The organism is Demequina sp. NBRC 110054 (assembly GCF_002090115.1).
Lineage (GTDB): Bacteria > Actinomycetota > Actinomycetes > Actinomycetales > Demequinaceae > Demequina.
Window position 1 is genome coordinate 1,540,016 of the sequence record NZ_BBRK01000004.1, and the last position, 14,497, is coordinate 1,554,512.

The following is a 14,497-nucleotide window of genomic DNA, read 5'->3' on the forward strand; positions in this document are numbered from 1 at the left end:
GACCGCGCGCCTACGATGGGGGAGTGCACCGGAAGGAATTCCGGCGCTTCGTCGTGCCTGGAGGAACCCCCGTTGTCTGCTGCCGCCGCATCGTCCGTGTCTGCATCGTCCGTCGCCCCCGCGTCGTCCGTCGCCACCGCGCCGCTCGCGGCCGCGCTCGCGTCGCTGCCGACCGTCGACCTGTCCGAGGGCGGCCACCTGCTCGGCGCGTCCTCCGCCGCCCCCGCGATCGTCGCGAAGGCCGTCGAGGCCGATGACACGCACCCCGTGCTCGTGCTGACGGCCACCGAGCAGGACGCCGAGGCGCTCGCGGCCGCGGTCGGCGCGTACATCGACGCGCGCCGCGTGACCGTCTTCCCGTCATGGGAGACGCTCCCGCACGAGCGGCTGAGTCCCCGCTCCGACACCGTCGCGCGCCGCCTTGCCGCGCTGCGCCGGCTCGTGCACCCCGAGGAGGCGGAGTCCGAGACGGGCCTGCCTCGACTTGCTGTCGTCGTGGCGCCGCTGCGCGCGGTGCTCCAGCCGCTCGTCCCCGGGCTCGCGGACCTTGTGCCCGTGCGGGTGCACTCGGCGGACAGGATCGACCTCACCGAGCTCGTCGAGGCGCTCGCGGGCGCCGCGTACACGCGCGTCGACATGGTCGAGCGGCGCGGCGAGTTCGCGGTGCGCGGCGGCATCGTCGACGTGTTCGCGCCCACCGACCCGCACCCCGTGCGCATCGAGTTCTTCGGCGACGAGGTCGACTCGCTGCGCTCCTTCTCGGTCGCCGACCAGCGTTCTTTGGAGGACGTGCCGCTGCTGTGGGCGCCGCCGTGCCGCGAGCTGCTGCTCACGGCCGACGTGAAGGCCCGCGCTGCCGCAGCGGTCGACGAGTATCCGGCCGCCGCCGACATGCTCACCCGCATCGCCGACGGCCACGCGGTCGAGGGCATGGAGTCGCTCATCCCCGTGCTGCTCGATCGGCTCGAGCCGCTTTCCGAGGTGCTGCCGCGCGAGACTCGCGTCCTCGCGGTCTCGCCCGAGCGCCTCGCCCGTCGCGCCGAGGACCTGCAGCGCACCGCGCAGGAGTTCCTGGCCGCCGCGTGGGTGTCGGCGAGCGCCGGCGCCGAGGCCCCTGTCGAGGCCGACGCGGTGTTCCTCTCGCTCGCGGAGCTCGAGGAGGTCGTCGAGTCGCGCGGCATCGCCTGGACCACGCTGGGCACGTTCGGCGCGCATGGCGCCCTTGAGACGGGGCTCACTCCGGCGGAGGAGTTCCGGGGGCGCCTGCGCGAGGGGCTCGCGTGGCTGCGCACCCGCACCGCCGACGGCTGGACAGTGGTGCTCGCCGCGGCCTCGACCGGCTCCGCGCACCGCATCGCCGAGCAGCTCGGCGAGGCGGATGTGCCCGCGCGCGTCATGCCCTCCCTGGACGATGCGCCGTCCGGCATCGTCGCCGTCGTCCCCAACATCACGGGCCGAGGATTCGAGTACGCCGAGGGGCGCATCGTCCTCCTTCACGAGAGCGACCTCACCGGCCGCGCCGTCTCCGCCGCCGGACCCAAGGTGAAGGTCGCGAGCCGGCGCCGCGCCCAGGTGGACCCGCTCCAGCTGCGCAAGGGCGACTTCGTGGTCCACGACGCGCACGGCGTCGGCCGCTTCGTCGAGCTGTCCAAGCGCAACGTCCGCGGCGTCGAGCGCGAGTACCTCGTGATCGAGTACGCGCCCTCCAAGAAGGGCGGGCCGGGGGACCGGCTCTCCGTGCCGACCGACCAGCTCGACCAGGTCACCAAGTACGTGGGCGGCGAGACGCCGTCCGTGAACAAGATGGGTGGCGCCGACTGGCAGAAGACCAAGGGCAAGGCGCGCAAGGCGGTCAAGGAGATCGCCGCCGAGCTCATCAGGCTCTACAGCGCGCGCATGGCGACGAGCGGCCGCGAGTTCGGGCAGGACACCCCGTGGCAGCGCGAGCTCGAGGAGTCGTTCCCGTTCGTCGAGACGCCCGACCAGCTCACCACGGTCGACGAGATCAAGGCCGACATGGAGCGGTCCGTGCCCATGGACCGCCTCGTGTGCGGCGACGTCGGCTTCGGCAAGACCGAGGTCGCGGTGCGCGCGGCGTTCAAGGCGATCCAGGAGGGCACGCAGGTCGCGCTGCTGTGCCCCACGACCCTGCTCGTGAAGCAGCACCTCGACACGTTCACCGAGCGGTTCGCGCAGTTCCCCGTGAAGGTCGCAGCGCTGTCGCGCTTCCAGACCGACAAGGAGGCCAAGGAGATCCTCGAGGGGCTGAGCGACGGAACCATCGACATGGTCATCGGCACGCACCGCATCATCACCGGTCGCGTGCGCTTCAAGGACCTGGGGCTGCTCATCATCGACGAGGAGCAGCGTTTCGGCGTCGAGCACAAGGAGACGCTCAAGGCGATGCGCACCAACGTGGACGTCCTCGCGATGTCCGCGACGCCGATCCCGCGCACGCTCGAGATGGCGGTCACCGGCATCCGCGAGATGTCGACGCTCGCGACCCCGCCTGAGGAGCGCCACCCGATCCTCACGTACGTCGGCCCGCACGAGGACGCGCAGGTCACCGCCGCGATCCGCCGCGAGCTGCTGCGCGACGGCCAGGTCTTCTACATCCACAACTCGGTGAAGACCATCAACTCGGCGGCCCGCCACCTGGGCGAGCTCGTGCCCGAGGCCCGTGTGGCCGTCGCGCACGGCCAGATGAGCGAGAAGCAGCTCGAGCAGGTGATCGTCGACTACTACGACAAGAAGTACGACGTGCTCGTGTGCACGACGATCGTCGAGACCGGCCTGGATATCTCGAACGCGAACACGCTGATCGTGGAGAGGGCGGACGCGTTCGGCCTGTCGCAGCTCCACCAGCTGCGTGGCCGCGTGGGCCGCGCCCGCGAGAGGGCGTACGCGTACTTCCTGTACCCGCCGAGCAAGGCGCTCACCGAGACCGCGCACGACCGGCTTCAGACCATCGCCGCGAACACGGACCTGGGCTCGGGCATGGCGGTCGCGCTCAAGGATCTTGAGATCCGCGGCGCGGGCAACCTGCTCGGCGGCGAGCAGTCTGGTCACATCGAGGGCGTCGGCTTCGACCTGTACATCCGCATGGTCGGCGAGGCGGTGGCCGGCTTCAGAGGAGAGGCCGAGGAGAAGGCGCCGATGACGGTCGAACTCCCGATCGACGCGCACATCCCGACCAAGTACATCGAGCACGAGCGGCTGCGACTGGAGGCGTATCGCAAGATCGCGGATGCCGCTTCGGGGGAGACCCTCGCCGAGATCCAGGAGGAGCTCGACGACCGCTACGGCACGGTGCCCGAGCCCGTGCAGAACCTCATCGCGGTCGCGAGGCTGCGCCTGATGCTGCGCGAGCATGGCATCACCGACGTGGTGAACCAGGGCAAGTTCGTGCGCCTGTCGCCGGTCGAGCTGCCCGACTCCGCGTCGATGAGGCTCACGCGCCTGTACCCCGGGACGATGATCAAGCCCGCGGTCCGGCAGATCCTCGTGCCGACGCCCATGACCGCGCGAGTCGGTGGCAAGCCCGTCGAGGGGCTTGCCGTGCTCGACTGGGTGCGCGAGCTCGTCGAGGTGATCATGCCCGCGAAGGCGTGAACCTGCCGCTTGCGTGACGCGGGCCGTCGCGACTGGTAGAACGGTTCCAGCCCACGAGCGAGTGCCGGCGACGGCGGCTACTGGGCAGCGGACGGCGCCGTGCCGGCTCCGCTGTGTCGAGGGCCGTGGGGTGCGGCCGCGGGGGTGAGGATGGGGAAGCGCGGCGAACCTGCGTCTCGGTGGGACAAGTTCTGGATCGGGATCGTCATCCCCGTCGTCACCTGTGCCGGTGCCTACGTGGTGTGGACCTGGGAGGCGAGCCTCTTCGATTCCTACTCGTTCGTGCGGTTCCTCTTCCTCGAACTCCCACTTACCTGGGTTCTCCTCGGGTTCATCGGATTCTCGATCGATCGAGCGCGCAAGGTTTGGCGCGGCGAGGCGCCCACCAAGCCCTCTCGCGCGGGTGTTCTCGCCCTTCCCCTCGACGGCGGGTACACCGACGGCTGGTGCGTGGCCTTCCTCGCGGCTCCCGGTCGCCGACTCGATGTGCTGTCGTGTTTGTCGGCCCGCGGAGTCGACCCCTCCGCCGCGGTCGAGGCGGCCTACGAGCCCACCCGGCCCGTCGTCGCCGGGATCTGCATGGCTGAAGCCGATGCCCGTGCGCTCGCAACCGAGCTCGGCGAGGCGGGCGCCATGGTCGCCGTCATCCGCGGCGAGCGGTACGCGGCGCGATCAGCGGTCGTCCCCAGGCTCGATTGACCCGCCCGTCGTCCACACCTACCCTCTATGTACATCATGTACATGTCGCGATGCGTGTGTGCTGAGAACAGCGGACGGAGGCGAGCATGACGGCGACGAGCGACTACCCATCGATGGCCGACGCGCGCGCCTCCCTCGCGGCCGTGCTCGACGCTGCTGCGGCGGGCGGTGCTGTGACCATCGGACGTCGGGGGCGACCGGCGTCAGCGGTGGTCGGCGCCGAACAGCTGCGCGCGTTCCTCGCGCGATCGGTTCCGTCGCGCGCACAGGTGCTCGTCGAGGACGACGGCTTCGTCCTGCTCCTCGAGGGCTCGCCGTTCGTGTCCGAGGGGGAGACCCTGGACGATGCGGTCACGGAAATGATCCTGGCGTTGCGCGAGTACGCCGAGGACTGGGTCGACCACCTCCACGCCGCGTCCAACCACGAGCAGAGCTGGGGTCTCGTGAACCTCGTCAGGCTCTCCGACGACGGCCAGCTCGCCGGCTGGCTCACAGCGTGAGCCGCGGCCGCACGCCTCCGGCCCCGACGCGCGAGCACCACGACGACTTCTGCGTCACCGAGGAGTGGACGCTCGCGCGAGTCGCCTCGGGACAGCCGGTGAGACATCAACGGACCTACGAGCTGCCGCTGTGGGATGGGCGCACGCTGCGCACGCGCATCTCGCGGCCCGTGGACTCGACGACCTATCGGAGCTCGATGTGGTCGCACATCCTGCGCGAGCAGCTCGAGGTCTCGTCCGACGAGTTCTGGCGGTGTGCGCTCGACGGAGTGACACCGGATCGGGGAGGTCCCGCGACGCGCGACGTGTCCAAGGCTCTTCCGCTGTATCTGGTGCGCGAGCTCACCGCACGAGGAGTCACGCGGACGGAGTTGAAGGCGATGGACGCCGCTGCCGCAGCATCGCGCCTCGCCGAGTTGATCGCGGGCGAGAATCACTGAGCGGCTCCTGGTTCGCAAAGAGCCCTGTCAGAGCACCTTCCGAGCGTGGCTAGGATGAGGCTCATGGTCTCGCTGAAGCGACGTTTCGTCCCCGGCCTCGTCGCGGCTGCCGCCGCGCTCACCCTCGCGGGCTGTGCCTTGCCCGGACAGGGCTCACCAGGAGTTGCCGCGGAGACTCCCGAGGTCACCGTCACACTCGACGAGGTCCAGGAGTACTGCGACGGTCTCCTCGACGTCGGCATCTCCTGCCAGTCGGACTGGGCGCTCACGCTCGCGCTCGTCCACGACTCCGCGATCGAGAAGTCGTCCGAGCTCGACGGCGCGTGGAGCGACGACGAGATCACCGCCGACATCGACGAGTGGCTCGAGACCATCGGATACACCGACGGCTCGGCCACCCCCGAGGCCATCGACGTGATCCGCACCGCGAAGGCCGTGAGCAACCTCGCGACCACCGAGGAGGGCGCGACCTTCCTCAGCGACACCGCGGTCTCGCTCGAGGAGGACGTCGTCTCCTCGTCCCGCTTCGGCGACTTCACCGCGGATACCTTCATCGCCTCGATCGCGGCAGCGGCAGACACCGCGACCAACAACGCGAGCTCGATCGGCGACACGGTCTACGTCGTCTTCGCCGCGATCACCGGTTTTGCGGACGCGGGCACCGATCCCGAGTGGCTCGGTGACTCCGAGGATGTCGTGGCGTCTGCTGAGGCCGAGGCGAGCGCCTCAGCTTCGCCGAGCGCGTCGGCCTCGGCGACCGCCGGAGAGTAGGCGTATGCCGGAGACCCAGGTGGACCGCCTCGTGGCGGTCATGGACCGCCTTCGCTCCGATGGCGGCTGCCCCTGGGACGCCGAGCAGACCCATGAGACGCTCGCGCCCTACGCGATCGAGGAGGCGCATGAGCTCGCCGAGGCGATCGAGTCCGGCGACCGCGGCGAGATGCTCGGCGAGCTCGGCGACGTGCTGCTCCAGGTGGTCTTCCATGCGCGGGTCGCGCAGGAGCACCCCGACGAGCCGTTCGGCATCGAGGAGATCGCGAAGGCCTGCGCCGATAAGCTCGTGGAGCGACACCCCCACGTGTTCGCCGACGTGATCGCTGAGGACGCCGAGGCGGTCAACGCCAACTGGCACGCGATCAAGGCGCGGACGATGGGCCGCGAGTCCGTGATGGACGGCGTGCCCGCCGCGCTGCCCGCGCTCCAGCGCGCGCAGAAGATGCTGTCCCGTGCCGACCGCGCGGGACTGGACGTCCCCGCATCGTCCGGTGCCGCATCGTCCGGCAACAGCATCGGCGAGAGACTGCTGGCGCTGGCCGCCGAGGCGAGCGCGCAGGGCGTGGACGCCGAGGCCGCGCTGCGCGAGGCGGTGAGGTCCTTCGAGACCGCCGCCCGCGAGACAGAACGCGCTGGTGCGCGCAGGATAGGTGAGTGACGACGGTGAAGTGTCACCGGACGTTCACCCCATAGGACCTAGGACCGCGAGAGTCAAGCGCTGTCCGTCGATAGACTCCCCCAAGGAAGCACCCCGATGCCGCGAACGCGGCGGAGAGAAGGACAAACATGGCCACCATTGAGGCCGTTGGCGCCCGCGAGATCCTGGACTCGCGCGGCAACCCCACCGTTGAGGTCGAGGTCGCCCTCGAGGACGGCACGTTCGCGCGTGCCGCTGTTCCCTCGGGCGCGTCGACCGGTGCCTTCGAGGCTGTTGAGCGCCGCGACGGCAACAAGGACCGTTACCTGGGCAAGGGCGTCGAGGACGCCGTCGACGCCGTCATCGACGTCATCGCCCCGGAGATCGTCGGCCTCGAGGCCACCGACCAGCGTCTGATCGACCAGACGATGCTCGACCTCGACGGCACCGACAACAAGGGCAAGCTCGGCGCGAACGCCATCCTCGGCGTCTCGCTCGCCGTCGCGAAGGCCGCCGCCGACTCGGCCGACCTCGCGCTCTTCAAGTACGTGGGCGGCCCGAACGCGCACGTCCTGCCCGTCCCGATGATGAACATCCTCAACGGTGGGTCGCACGCCGACTCCAACGTCGACATCCAGGAGTTCATGATCGCCCCCGTCGGCGCCCCCACCTTCCGTGAGGCGCTGCGCATGGGCGCGGAGGTCTACCACTCCCTCAAGTCCGTGCTCAAGGAGCGCGGCCTGGCCACGGGCCTCGGCGACGAGGGCGGCTTCGCCCCGAACCTCGGCTCGAACCGTGAGGCTCTCGACCTGATCCTGGTCGCCATCGAGAAGGCCGGCTACGTGCCCGGTGACGACGTCGCGCTCGCGCTCGACGTGGCCGCCACCGAGTTCTTCAAGGACGGCATGTACCAGTGGGAGGGCGGTCAGAAGACCCCCGCCGAGATGATCGAGTTCTACGAGGGCCTGGTCAACGACTACCCGCTGGTGTCCATCGAGGACCCGCTGTCCGAGGACGAGTGGGAGTCCTGGAGCGAGCTCGTCGCGAAGGTCGGCGACAAGACCCAGATCGTCGGCGACGACCTGTTCGTCACCAACCCCGTCCGCCTGAAGAAGGGCATCGAGGAGAAGGCCGCCAACGCCCTCCTCGTGAAGCTGAACCAGATCGGCACCCTGTCCGAGACCTCGGACGCCGTGCAGATGGCGCAGCGCGCCGGCTTCTACGCCATGGTGTCGCACCGCTCGGGTGAGACCGAGGACGTCACCATCGCCGACCTGGCCGTCGCGTACAACGCGGGCCAGATCAAGACCGGTGCCCCCGCCCGTGGCGAGCGCATCAACAAGTACAACCAGCTGCTCCGCATCGAGGAGGAGCTGGACGACGCCGCGGTCTACGCCGGCAAGTCGGCGTTCCCGCGCCGCTACGGCATCTAAGACGCGCTGAGTCGCCTCTGACGGCGGGTGTGCCCCTTCGGGGGCGCACCCGCCGTTCGCTTTCCCCCCGGGGACGGCCGCATCGTCCCTGTCCCGCCGTCCTGCCGACAGTTCGAACCAATCCGAGTGCCGACACCCCGGCGACGCGCCGCACGCGCCCGCGACACGCCCGCGTGTCGCAGTCGAGATTGGTTCAGACTGTCCCGGGCAGGGACGATGCGGGGGCGACGACGATTCGGTGGCCGGGACGATGCCGGGGCCGGGACGATGCGGCACAGATCGGTCTTCGACGGGCCTAGGCTTGTCGGTCATGGCTATCGGCGCGACCATGCACACGTTCGAGATCGAGCTCGCGGACGTCGACCGCGGCGTCTACGAGTCCCTCTCGCTGCGCGTCGCCCGCCACCCGTCTGAGACCGCGCCCTACATGGTGACGCGCGTCCTCGCGTACTGCCTCGAGCACGAGGAGGGCATCGACTTCGGCGAGGGGATCTCCGGGACCGAGGAGCCGGCGGTCATGGTCAAGGACCTCACGGGGCGGATCGTGACCTGGATCGAGATCGGCCAGCCCGAGGCCGAACGGCTGCACCGCGGCAGCCGCCTCGCCGACCGCACTGCGGTCTACACGCATCGCGAGCCCGAGAAGGTGCTCGCGCGGTGGGAGGGCAAGAAGATCCACCGACGCGAGGACATCGTGCTCACGTCCTTCGACCCCGGCTTTGTCGAGGCCGCCGCCGCGCTCGTCGAGCGCCGCAACACCCTCACGGTCTCCGTCACGGAGGGGCACCTGTACCTCGAGCTCAACGGGGAGTCGCTCGACTCCGACCTCCACCGTCATCCGCTCGGCTGACCGCCGCCATGCACTGGGCACGGAACCGAATCCGACACCCCGGCGACACTCCGACGTCGCAGGGCGACACGCTGGCGTGTCGCCGCGGAATCCGTGCGGAGTGCATGGAGCGTGAGTGTCCGATTCGTGCGACTCGCGGCCGCGAGGTGCAGGCGCGATGTCTCTCGGCGGCGACAATGAGCGCATGAGCGCGTCCAACCGTCCCGGCGCGCCCCGCACTGGGGCGCGCGCGACATCGGCGCGCTCGGCATCGTCCAGGTCGTCGGCCGCGCCCCGATCGTCGTCGGGCCGGACGGCCGCGCCCAGGTCTGGCGCGGCCCCGAGGTCCGGCACCGCGCGCACCGTCAAGGGTCGACCCGCCGCCTCGGCCAAGCCGCGGCCCTCCGGCTCCAAGGGCACGTCCGTCTTCTCACGGAAGCCCGCGACCGCATCGTCCACGCGACCCGGCGGGCCGACCGCCGCGGCCCCCACCGCATCGTCCCGAAGGATCGAGCCCACGGGCCGTCGCGGGTCCTTCGCGTGGATGTTCACGTGGCGCGCGGGCGTCCTCGCGTTGGTGATCGCCCTCGGCATCGCGGTCGTCGTGCCGAGCGTGCGCGTGTACATGGAGCAGCAGGCGACGCTCTCCGAGCTCGCGGCCGAGCGCGACGCCGCGCAGGACGAGGTCGACGAGCTGCAGGCGGACGTCGAGCGCTGGGACGACGACGCGTACGTGATCGCGCAGGCGCGCGAGCGTCTCCAGATGGTCTTCCCTGGTGAGACGGCCTACAAGGTCACCGACCCCGACACCGCGGAGGAGCATGCGGACGGTTCGCCCGCGGCGTCGCGGCAGCCCGAGAACACCACCGAGGTCGCCTGGTACGACCAGATCTGGGAATCGGTCGAGGAGGCCGGGACGGAGTAGTCCTCAGCGCACGTAGAATTGTGCGGGTGAGAACCGAGGTCGACGAGCGAGATGTTGCCGTGCTGCGTGCCCAGCTGGGTCGTGAGCCACGGGGTCTTGCCGCGATCGCCGCGCGCTGCGTGTGCGGCAACCCCACCGTCGTCAAGACGCGTCCGCGCCTCGACGACGGCACCCCGTTCCCCACGCTGTACTACCTGACTCATCCCGATGCGGTCGGCGCCGTCTCCACCCTCGAGGCGGTCGGCACCATGCGGACGATGCAGGAGCGGCTGGGGGAGGACCCCGAGCTCGCGGCTGCCTACAGGGCGGCCCACGAGCGGTATCTCGCGGAGCGCGCCGAGCTCGGTGACGTGCCCGAGATCGCGGGGATCTCCGCGGGAGGCATGCCTGATCGCGTGAAGTGCCTTCACGTGCTCGTCGGGCACGCGCTCGCGGCCGGGCCGGGGGTCAATCCCTTCGGGGACGAGGCCTTGGAGCTCATCGCGGACTCGTGGCGGCCGGACCGCTGCGCGTGCGCACCGGTGGAGGACTGACGCACACGCTTGGGACAAACGTCCAAGAGTGCGCTCGGGGGCTTCCGCGGGCCGTGCGTCCGCGCTAACGTAGCCAATCGAACGGCCCTTCCCCGGTGTCGGTCTGCATCGATTACGTGGATTTTTCGTCAGGTGCCTGAGAGCACCGAGTAGATGTGAGAAGGATGGTTCGATGGCCTCGTCACGTGCGACGGTCCTCCATCACGGCGGCAGCATGCGCCCCGTGGCAATGCTTGCGGGTGTAGTGCTGTTCCTGCTGGTATCCCTGCTGCCCGCCTACGGGCTGTTCCGGGTGTTCGCGTACGGCGACGCCCTGCAGACCTCCGAGATGGTGCTTGTCGGCGCGTGCCTCGCAGGGCTCGTCGCCGCTGTGTGGATCGGCGCGACGGTATCGCGGCGGTTCGACGGCCCCGCCCCCGGGCCCGTCGAGCTCGACCGCCTTCCCGAGGTGCTCGTCCTGTCGCTCACGCCGTCGTCGTCCTCGCGGGCCCGGCTCGTGAGCGCCACCTGGCGCCTCGAGGTGCCCGCGGGCGGGCTGCTCGAGCTCGACGCCGACTCGCGCGCCCAGGGCGACTATCCGGTGCGCCACCACCGCTGGCACTGCAACGGTGAGGTGATGGAGTTCTCGATGCCGCTCGACTCGACCACGATGTCGCTCGAGCCGCTCGTCGAGGCGTGCGCCAAGCTCGACATCCGCCTCACGATCGCCGGCGACTGGATCGCGGGTCTCGCGACCGATGCCGACGACCAGCTCGCGGCGGAGAGTGCCGCCGAGTCGTCGGCCGCCACGATCTCGCCTGCCCGCGGGGACAAGGACGATGCTCCCGTCGCCGAGATCCGTGAGGCCCAGCCGACGCCCGGCGCAGGATTCCCCGAGCCGCTCTGGCCGCAGGACCGCTGAACCGCACCGACTGATCCGGTTTGCCACGGAGGCTCGGTCTCCGTGTCCACCGACCAGGACCCGCGCGCCGCATCGTCCCGCTCCCCGGCTACCCTGGGGGCATGACTCGCGTCGCCGCCATCGACTGTGGAACCAACTCCATCCGCCTGCTGATCGCAGACGTCGACACCGCCTCCGGGACCCTCACCGATCTCTCCCGCACCATGACCGTGGTGCGGCTCGGGCAGGGGGTCGACCGCACGGGTGAGTTCGCCGAGGAGGCGCTGACTCGCACGTTCGCCGCGACCGACGAGATCGCCGTGGCCTGCCGCGAGGCCGGCGTCGAGGCGATCCGCTTCGTCGCGACCTCGGCGACGCGCGATGCACGCAACCGCGACGTATTCCTCGACGGCGTGCGCGAGCGCCTCGGCGTCACCCCCGAGGTCATCTCGGGAGACGAGGAGGCGCGGCTGAGCTTCCGCGGGGCCACCTCGGTGCTCGACGCGAGCCACGACGCCCCCTACCTGGTCGTCGACCTCGGCGGCGGATCGACCGAGGTGGTGCTCGGCACCGGCACGCCCGAGGCCGCCCACTCGATGGACGTCGGCTGCGTGCGGATGACGGAGCGCCACCTGGTGAGCGACCCGCCCGAGCCCGATGAGATCGCCGGAGCGACCGCCGACATCCACGACGCGATCGACAAGGCCTTCGAGGGCGTGCCGATCCACCAGACCCGCACGCTGGTCGGGCTCGCTGGCTCGATCACCACGATCACCGCGCACGCGCTGGGGCTGCACCAGTACGACCGCGAGAAGATCAACGGCGCGGTGCTGCCGATCGACGCGGCGATCAAGGCATGCGATGAGCTCCTCCACGCGTCGCGCGACTCGCGCGCCGCGCTCGGCTTCATGCACCCCGGACGCGTGGACGTCATCGGCGCGGGCGCGCTCGTGTGGCGGACCCTCATGGGCCGCGTGCGCACCGCCGTGCAGGAGGCCGGGGGAGAGCTGCCGCACGTCGTCACGAGCGAGCACGACATCCTCGACGGCATCGCGTTCTCGGCGGCCGAGCGCTTATAGCGTGAGGGTCCTCCCGGATCGACGATCCTGACGTATGGGGGCGTCGGGGTCCTCCCCGGTCGACGATCCTGACCCTCAGGCGAGGAGCCCGAGAGGCGCCGGTCGGCGAACCGAGGCCTGGCCTCTGGCCAGGCTCCAGCATCGTCCCCTCTCCAGCCCTCGTAGCCCAATTGGCAGAGGCAGCCGACTTAAAATCGGCTCAGTGCGGGTTCGAGTCCCGCCGGGGGCACTTCTTCGGGACGATGCGCGGGCCGGCTTCCCTCGGGCCCGTGCGCCCTGGGATCGCACCACGGTCGAGGATCGCGGGATTCTCGGCCCTCGTGCGATTCCAGGACACATGTGTGCCCAGTCCGTCCGCCAGGAGGCGGCAGCGGGACGATGCGCGGGCCGGCCGATACGACGATGCCCCCGTCCCGGACAGGTGGGACGAGGGCATCGGGGCCGGGGGGATCGGCCCTGGGAGGCGCGGCTACAGGATCTCGGTGAGCTCCTGCTTGGCGGCCGCGCGCACGGCCTCGTGGGCGTCCGCCGCGGTGCGGGCGGACCGGGCGATCGCGGCGAGCTCGCGGCACTCGTCGAGCGTGTGCAGCGACAGCGCGAGCCTCACGGCGGGCACCTTGGACGGCGCCATCGAGAGCGAGGCGACGCCGAGCCCCACGAGCACGAGTGCGAGCAGCGGATCGCCCGCCGACTCGCCGCACACGCCCACAGGGGTGTCGTGGACCGCGCCGCCGCGGCAGGCCGCCGCGACCACATCGATCACCGCGGGCTGCCACGGGTCGAGCAGCTCGGACAGCTCGCCGGCCATGCGGTCGGTCGCCATCGTGTACTGGGCCAGATCATTCGTGCCGATCGACGCGAAGTCGACGTTCTCGAGCACGTGCTCGGACCGCAGCGCGGCCGCGGGCACCTCGATCATCACGCCGGCCTTCTTGAGCCCCGCCTCGCGGACGCGCGAGGCGAACCAGTCCGCCTCGTCCACGGTCGCGACCATCGGCGCCATGACGCGGGCGTCCGCACCGGTAGCCGACGCCGCCGCCGCGAGAGCCGCAAGCTGCGTGTCGAGCAGGTCGGGCAGCGCCTGCGACAGTCGCAGTCCGCGCCGGCCGAGCGCGGGGTTCTCCTCCTCGCCGAGGTCGGCGAAGGCGAGCGGCTTGTCGGCGCCCGCGTCGAGCGTGCGGACCACGACGCGTCGTCCCTCGAAGGGGGCGAAGACCTTGGTGTAGATGTCGGTCTGCTCCTCGAGCGTCGGTGCGGTCGTGGCCGACAGGAACACGAATTCGGTGCGGAACAGCCCGACGCCCTCGAGGTCCTGCGGGCCGGCCTCCTCCGCGTCCTCGACGCCGCCGATGTTGGCGAGCAGCGGCACGGCGTGGTCGTCGGCGGTGCGGCCGGGGCCGGTCGAGGTGGCGAGCGCCGCCGCGCGCTTCTCGCGGCGCACGCGCTGGGCCTCGAGCAGCTCGGGGTCGGGATCGATCGCGACCTCTCCCGCGTCGCCGTCCACGGCCACGAGGGTGCCGGCCGGGATGGCGGTCGCGTCGGGCACCTGCACCACGGCCGGGATCCCGCGCTGGGCGGCGAGGATCGCGGTGTGGCTCGTGCGGCCACCCGCCTGCGTGACGATCGCGATCGCAAGGTCGCGGTCGAGCGTCGCGGTGTCCGCCGGGGCGAGGTCGAGCGCGACGATCACGCTCGGCTCGCTCAGGGGCGGCACCCCAGGCGCGGGCAGGCCGAGCGCCGCGGCGACGGAGCGGGCGCCGACGTCGCGCAGGTCCGCGACGCGCTCGGCGAAGTAGCCGCCGAGGGCCTCGAACTGCGCCGCGTACTCCTCGACCGCGTTCTTGATCGCGGTAGCCGGCCCGTCTCCCGCCTTGAGGCGGTTGGTGGCCGCGCCGTGCAGCCCGACGTCGCGGGCCATCATCGCGTTCGCGGTGAGGATCGGCGCGGCGTGCTCGTCCGCTCCCGCGGCGCGGGACTCGAGCTCGACCGCGACGGACTCGAACGACTCGAGGACGTGCTGGATCGCTGCGTCGACGTCCGCGGGAGCGGGCTCATCCTTCGGAGGAGCGGCCGGTGGTGCGACCTGCACCACCGGCCCGGAGGCGCTGCCCCCGCTGACTCCGATGCCCGACCGTGTCTCGTGCGCGGACATCGCG

At 70.9% G+C, this 14,497-nt stretch carries 13 protein-coding genes and 1 tRNA gene; 13 read left to right on the forward strand and 1 reads right to left on the reverse strand.

Annotated features, from left to right (window positions below; all coding sequences use genetic code 11):
• Positions 1-15 precede the first annotated feature (15 nt).
• The 13 genes from mfd (at position 16) to B7K23_RS07110 (ending at position 12,570) form a co-directional block, all read left to right on the forward strand.
• Complete coding sequence (mfd, locus tag B7K23_RS07050) at positions 16-3,612, forward strand: transcription-repair coupling factor (protein WP_084125639.1); 3,597 nt, start codon at positions 16-18, stop codon at positions 3,610-3,612.
• Between the two features lie 150 nt (positions 3,613-3,762).
• Entirely contained in the window at positions 3,763-4,311 is a 549-nt protein-coding gene (locus B7K23_RS07055; protein WP_084125640.1) for a hypothetical protein, read from the forward strand.
• Between the two features lie 86 nt (positions 4,312-4,397).
• A complete protein-coding gene (locus B7K23_RS07060; RefSeq protein ID WP_084125641.1) occupies positions 4,398-4,811 on the forward strand; it encodes a type II toxin-antitoxin system prevent-host-death family antitoxin in 414 nt (137 codons plus the stop codon).
• Complete coding sequence (locus tag B7K23_RS07065) at positions 4,808-5,251, forward strand: hypothetical protein (RefSeq protein ID WP_084125642.1); 444 nt, start codon at positions 4,808-4,810, stop codon at positions 5,249-5,251. Before B7K23_RS07060 ends, B7K23_RS07065 begins: the two co-directional genes overlap by 4 nt.
• Positions 5,252-5,314: 63 nt before the next feature.
• Positions 5,315-6,022: a hypothetical protein gene (locus B7K23_RS07070; protein WP_084125643.1), complete on the forward strand. Its 708-nt coding sequence runs from the start codon at positions 5,315-5,317 to the stop codon at positions 6,020-6,022.
• 4 nt (positions 6,023-6,026) lie between these two features.
• Positions 6,027-6,683, forward strand: a complete 657-nt coding sequence (locus tag B7K23_RS07075; protein ID WP_084125644.1) for a MazG family protein — start codon at positions 6,027-6,029, stop codon at positions 6,681-6,683.
• 128 nt (positions 6,684-6,811) lie between these two features.
• Positions 6,812-8,095: a phosphopyruvate hydratase gene (eno, locus tag B7K23_RS07080; RefSeq protein ID WP_084125645.1), complete on the forward strand. Its 1,284-nt coding sequence runs from the start codon at positions 6,812-6,814 to the stop codon at positions 8,093-8,095.
• A 310-nt stretch (positions 8,096-8,405) separates the two neighbouring features.
• The gene (locus B7K23_RS07085; RefSeq protein ID WP_084125646.1) at positions 8,406-8,945 is read left to right on the forward strand and encodes a YaeQ family protein; all 540 of its coding nucleotides are present in this window, start codon (positions 8,406-8,408) and stop codon (positions 8,943-8,945) included.
• A 184-nt stretch (positions 8,946-9,129) separates the two neighbouring features.
• Entirely contained in the window at positions 9,130-9,849 is a 720-nt protein-coding gene (locus tag B7K23_RS07090) for a septum formation initiator family protein (protein ID WP_143338135.1), read from the forward strand.
• Positions 9,850-9,875: 26 nt separating this feature from the next.
• Complete coding sequence (locus tag B7K23_RS07095; protein WP_375730876.1) at positions 9,876-10,382, forward strand: DUF501 domain-containing protein; 507 nt, start codon at positions 9,876-9,878, stop codon at positions 10,380-10,382.
• A gap of 172 nt (positions 10,383-10,554) precedes the next feature.
• Complete coding sequence (locus B7K23_RS07100; RefSeq protein WP_084125649.1) at positions 10,555-11,283, forward strand: hypothetical protein; 729 nt, start codon at positions 10,555-10,557, stop codon at positions 11,281-11,283.
• A gap of 101 nt (positions 11,284-11,384) precedes the next feature.
• On the forward strand, positions 11,385-12,341 hold the full coding sequence (locus B7K23_RS07105; RefSeq protein WP_084125650.1) for a Ppx/GppA phosphatase family protein: 957 nt from the start codon (positions 11,385-11,387) through the stop codon (positions 12,339-12,341).
• Between the two features lie 155 nt (positions 12,342-12,496).
• Positions 12,497-12,570: transfer RNA gene (locus B7K23_RS07110), tRNA-Leu, on the forward strand.
• A gap of 240 nt (positions 12,571-12,810) precedes the next feature.
• Here B7K23_RS07110 and ptsP read toward each other — a convergent pair.
• Positions 12,811-14,493, reverse strand: a complete 1,683-nt coding sequence (gene ptsP, locus B7K23_RS07115) for a phosphoenolpyruvate--protein phosphotransferase (protein ID WP_084126233.1) — start codon at positions 14,491-14,493, stop codon at positions 12,811-12,813.
• Between the last annotated feature and the right edge of the window lie 4 nt (positions 14,494-14,497).

Excerpts from the sequence above, each read along its gene's own strand:
- mfd (WP_084125639.1), top strand. The coding sequence starts at position 16 with ATGGGGGAGTGCACCGGAAGGAATTCCGGCGCTTCGTCGTGCCTGGAG.
- B7K23_RS07075 (WP_084125644.1), top strand. The coding sequence starts at position 6,027 with ATGCCGGAGACCCAGGTGGACCGCCTCGTGGCGGTCATGGACCGCCTT.
- ptsP (WP_084126233.1), bottom strand. The coding sequence starts at position 14,493 with ATGTCCGCGCACGAGACACGGTCGGGCATCGGAGTCAGCGGGGGCAGC.
- eno (WP_084125645.1), top strand. The coding sequence starts at position 6,812 with ATGGCCACCATTGAGGCCGTTGGCGCCCGCGAGATCCTGGACTCGCGC.
- B7K23_RS07090 (WP_143338135.1), top strand. The coding sequence starts at position 9,130 with ATGAGCGCGTCCAACCGTCCCGGCGCGCCCCGCACTGGGGCGCGCGCG.
- B7K23_RS07070 (WP_084125643.1), top strand. The coding sequence starts at position 5,315 with ATGGTCTCGCTGAAGCGACGTTTCGTCCCCGGCCTCGTCGCGGCTGCC.
- B7K23_RS07060 (WP_084125641.1), top strand. The coding sequence starts at position 4,398 with ATGACGGCGACGAGCGACTACCCATCGATGGCCGACGCGCGCGCCTCC.
- B7K23_RS07085 (WP_084125646.1), top strand. The coding sequence starts at position 8,406 with ATGGCTATCGGCGCGACCATGCACACGTTCGAGATCGAGCTCGCGGAC.
- B7K23_RS07105 (WP_084125650.1), top strand. The coding sequence starts at position 11,385 with ATGACTCGCGTCGCCGCCATCGACTGTGGAACCAACTCCATCCGCCTG.
- B7K23_RS07055 (WP_084125640.1), top strand. The coding sequence starts at position 3,763 with ATGGGGAAGCGCGGCGAACCTGCGTCTCGGTGGGACAAGTTCTGGATC.
- B7K23_RS07100 (WP_084125649.1), top strand. The coding sequence starts at position 10,555 with ATGGCCTCGTCACGTGCGACGGTCCTCCATCACGGCGGCAGCATGCGC.